Annotated in this window: 5 protein-coding genes and 1 pseudogene; all 6 read right to left on the reverse strand. The window is 41.4% G+C overall.

Annotated features, from left to right (window positions below):
* A partial coding sequence (locus NWP17_RS17175; protein WP_280652990.1) for a membrane protein insertion efficiency factor YidD occupies positions 1 to 93 on the reverse strand: 93 nt, incomplete at its 3' end.
* Positions 94 to 188: 95 nt separating this feature from the next.
* Positions 189 to 482: pseudogene (gene tnpA / locus NWP17_RS17180) on the reverse strand (IS200/IS605 family transposase); the annotation flags it as partial.
* Between the two features lie 124 nt (positions 483 to 606).
* Positions 607 to 1,461, reverse strand: coding sequence for a sulfate ABC transporter permease subunit CysW (gene cysW / locus NWP17_RS17185; protein ID WP_280656092.1), 855 nt, complete (start codon positions 1,459 to 1,461; stop codon positions 607 to 609).
* On the reverse strand, positions 1,448 to 2,350 hold the full coding sequence (gene cysT, locus NWP17_RS17190) for a sulfate ABC transporter permease subunit CysT (RefSeq protein WP_280656093.1): 903 nt from the start codon (positions 2,348 to 2,350) through the stop codon (positions 1,448 to 1,450). The genes cysW and cysT overlap by 14 nt, the downstream gene beginning before the upstream one ends.
* 98 nt (positions 2,351 to 2,448) lie before the next feature.
* The gene (locus NWP17_RS17195) at positions 2,449 to 3,555 is read right to left on the reverse strand and encodes a sulfate ABC transporter substrate-binding protein (RefSeq protein WP_280656094.1); all 1,107 of its coding nucleotides are present in this window, start codon (positions 3,553 to 3,555) and stop codon (positions 2,449 to 2,451) included.
* 383 nt (positions 3,556 to 3,938) lie between these two features.
* Positions 3,939 to 4,148: membrane protein insertion efficiency factor YidD (yidD, locus tag NWP17_RS17200; protein ID WP_280656095.1), on the reverse strand; the 210-nt coding region annotated here is incomplete at its 5' end.

The raw sequence follows: 4,148 nt of genomic DNA on the forward strand, positions 1-4,148 counted from the left end.
ACAAGTTGGTTGAAAGCGACAAGTAGGCGGAAACAGAGGCGAAATAAACATTCTGTAACCTTTAATTAACCAAATCAATAATAGTTTGACCACAATTCCTTAAATCTTTTGACAGTCTCCGCCGTAAACCCAAGGTGATTCCACATTCTACGTCATAATTTACTCTAGCAGGTTTTCAGCCCTTTTCCTTATCTAAAAAATGGTTTTAAAACCCCGCCGTAGAACGAAGGCTTTTCTTGATTCTGGATATATTTCTTCAGCACCTCAAGTGGCGCACCACCAACAGAAGACACAAAATAACTAGGACTCCATAGAGCTTGCTCCCCATAGGGTTTAGGAAATCCACCTTGACCGTATCTAGGGCTAGACACACCTTTTAAAGCATTAACAATTTGAGATATTGAAAGTTTAGGTGGAAAATCAATTAGTGCGTGGATGTGGTCTGATTCTCCGTTAAACTCTAGTATGTGAAAATCCATCTTTAAAAATGGTCGGCATGGGGCATCGGCATGACCTAAAATGGACAGGGAGTGACTGTAAGACTGTTTCGACAGCGAGTTACTGTGAACTGTCAAGAATCACCGACCTTCAAGGTCGGTGAGTATGTCAATGTGTGTGACCACCAGTAGTCCCTGTTTTACGTTCTAAAATTTCCTTTAATATCAATGTCACTACAGCTAACAATGCTAACAATACTGCTGCGGAAAAAGCGGCTTGAGTTTCATACTGTTTATAGGAATCCTCAATAAACAGAGGTAAACTCTGAGTTTTACTAGCGATGTTGCCGGAAACTACTGCAACAGCACCAAATTCACCCATTACCCTAGCATTTGTCAAAATCAAACCATAGAGAACTCCCCAACGGATATGGGGTAGGGTAACGCGCCAGAAAATTTGCCAATTATTTGCCCCCAGTGTTTTTGCTGCTTCTTCTGGGTCTTTACCCATTTCTTCTAAAACTGGAATTACTTCTCTGGCCACGAAGGGCATACTTACAAATGCAGCTGCTAAGACAATACCAGGGAAAGCAAAAATAATCTTAATATCATGCTCCTGTAACCACTCACCAAACCATCCTTGTCGTCCGTACAGTAAAACAATCATTAAGCCAGCAACAACAGGGGAAATTGAAAAAGGTAAGTCAATGATACTCAGCAGTAAAGCCCGTCCAGGGAATTTATTACGAGCTATAGACCAAGCAGCACATAACCCAAATATAGTATTTAAAGGTACGGCAATGATAGCTAGTAACAGGGTAAGCCAAGCAGCATGGAGAAATGGAGGAGTGACAAGATTTTCTAGAAAAGAGCTAACTCCTTTCCTGAAAGCGTAATAAAATACGTTCAGTGCTGGGATATACAAAATCAGTGACAGATAGATGATGGAAATTCCAATCAACATCATGGGTACGAAATTTCGTTGCCTTTTGTTAGGAAAATAAATCCTATTACTTGATCTCATAACGTCTACCCCAAGCTTGTAAAAGGTTAATGCACAGTAGCATGACTAGTGATATCAACAACAACACCACACCAATTACCGTTGCCCCAGAGTAGTCGTATTGTTCTAGACGCTGGAAAATTAATACGGGTGCGATCAAATCTCGAAAAGGGGTGTTGGAAGAAATAATAACCACTGAGCCATACTCACCCACAGCACGAGAAAAACCCAAAGCTACACCAGTCAAAATTGTCGGAAATAAAGGGGGAAATATGACTTTCCAGAATGTCTGCCATTCGGAAGCGCCTAAACTCCAAGCAACTTCTTCTATTTCCTTTTCCATCTCCTGAAGAACTGGTTGCACAGTGCGAACAACAAATGGTAAAGAAATAAATGTCATAGCTATCGCTACCCCCAAACGAGTAAAAGATATCTTGATACTGAGGGGTGCAAACCAAGAACCTATCCAGCCATTGTTACTGTAGACTGTCGCTAAGGTTAAACCTGCAACTGATGTTGGTAGGGCAAAGGGCAAATCGATCGAGGCATCAATGATTTTTTTGATTGGTAGCGTAAATCCACACATTGAGAGGTTAAATTCATAGCGGACTAAAACCCAGGCTAGGATTGTACCGAATACTCCATTGAGTAAAGAACTTGCAAGCGCAGTCACAAAAGTTACATCATAAGTGGCAGAAGCTATGGGGCTAGTGCCAATTCTCCAAATTTCTTCTAGCGGTTCATTAGCAGCTTTGGCAAACATTGCCAGCACTGGTACTAGCAACATGATGGTTAGGTATGCGTAAGTTACTACCCATGTCCAGGGTATAAGAGATAAACTCTTTATTAGTGACCGACGCTTAAGTTTGTAGTGGGGACGACCAGGTTGTGAATGTGAAGATACAGCCATAGGTATTTCGGGGATTAGGTATTGGGTAGTAGGTATTGGGTACTAGCAACTGGGGATTGGGCAACAAGTTTGGATACATTCTCCCCAGTTCTTAGCTTTTACCTTTTCCGAGATTGGATTTGGTCAAAAATAGCCCCATCGGCAAAAAATTTCCTCTGAATCGCCTCCCAACCACCATAATCTGATACTGAAGCTAAATTTTTTACTTTGGGATATTTAGCTGCCAGTTTTTTGGTTTGTGGTGCTGTTTCATCCATGGGACGGAATCCCACTTTGGCAAATTCTACTTGGGCTTCGGGGGTAGATAGATACTTCACAAAAGCTTGTGCTACTTTGCGCGTACCATGTTTATCAACGTTTTTATCAACCACTGCCACAGGGTTATCAATCGAAATATTCACATCTGGAATGCTGTAGTTAACCTTTTCACCTTTTTGTTTTGCCAATAGCACTTCGTTCTCATAGTTAATGAGGACATCACCTTGACCCTGCTTGAAGAAAGCATCAGTAGCTTCACGGGCATCTTTTGATAACAAAGATACGTTTTTGGTGTAAATTTTAGCGACAAAATCTAAGGCTTTTTGTTCACCACCTCCAGATTTAATTGCCGCATTCCAGAATGCTAGGAAGTTCCAACGGGCAATTCCCGAAGTTTTAGGGTCAGCTGTAATTACCTGCACACCATCTTTGGCTATGTCTTGCCAATTGTTTAGATTTTTGGGATTACCTTCACGAGTAATTAAGGCTGCTACCGATCTAGAAACAATGCCATTGTTAGGAATTTCTTGATCCCATCCTGGTTGAATTAATCCAGCTTGCTGAATTCGGTTTACATCCAGAGCCAAAGCCAAATGAACAATATCAGCTTCCAATCCATCAATTACAGCACGGGTTTGAGAGCCAGAACCACCATAACTTTGATTAAATTTCACGTTTTGATTATGTTCTTGCTTCCACTTTTCCACAAATTTCGGAATGATTGCGTCATGAGCTGCTTTGGTGACAGCAAAGGAGACCAAAGTTAGTTCCACATCTTGCTTATTGGCTGCAACTGTACTGGCCTCTGGTTTGTTGGTAGATGCAGCATTTTCGCTGTTACCGGAACAGGCAGCGATCGCCACGCTCAAAATAACTCCTACCAAAAAGAGCGGAACAAAGCTTTTCAAAGAAGTCTGTTTCCATCGATGCGAAATATCCGTCCACATACTCACTTTAGGCTCCTTGATTAAAAGTACGGTTAGTCAGTCGGGATTAAGTACTTAGTGGTTTAGCCAAGATTGTACAGATATCCGGATGAAATAGCAATAGGAAACACCATAATTCCGGTCAAGAATATGTAATTTTGTCAGAATGCAAGCTGGCTGAGAATCAAAAAGTCAGACTCCTGCTATCTAGGTTTTGATGAACTTCTTCCTGTGTTGTCTAATAAGACGTGACAAAGCGATCGCAGATGCTGAGTAAAACACTACGATCACCAATGATATGTGAGAGTTCAACAAGCCTCAAATGCCTATAAAATAGGGATTTTTATTCACATATTTTTTCACGACTGGGATATGATTGCTATATGAAGCCTTTTGACAGTATTTTACCCTCTTGGCTGACTCCTTTCCTTCCTATAATCCACTAAAGTAGTATCACAGCAAACGTTTGTCACATCTGGAACAGGATCATATCCGCCGGGATGGAAGGGATGACAACGGAAAATTCGCCGAGTAGCCATCCACCCACCGCGCCATACACCAAATCGCTCAATAGCTTCAATAGCATACATAGAACAAGTTGGTTGAAAGCGACA

This window comes from Chrysosporum bergii ANA360D (assembly GCF_029891735.1).
In the GTDB taxonomy this organism is placed as follows: Bacteria; Cyanobacteriota; Cyanobacteriia; order Cyanobacteriales; family Nostocaceae; genus Umezakia; species Umezakia bergii.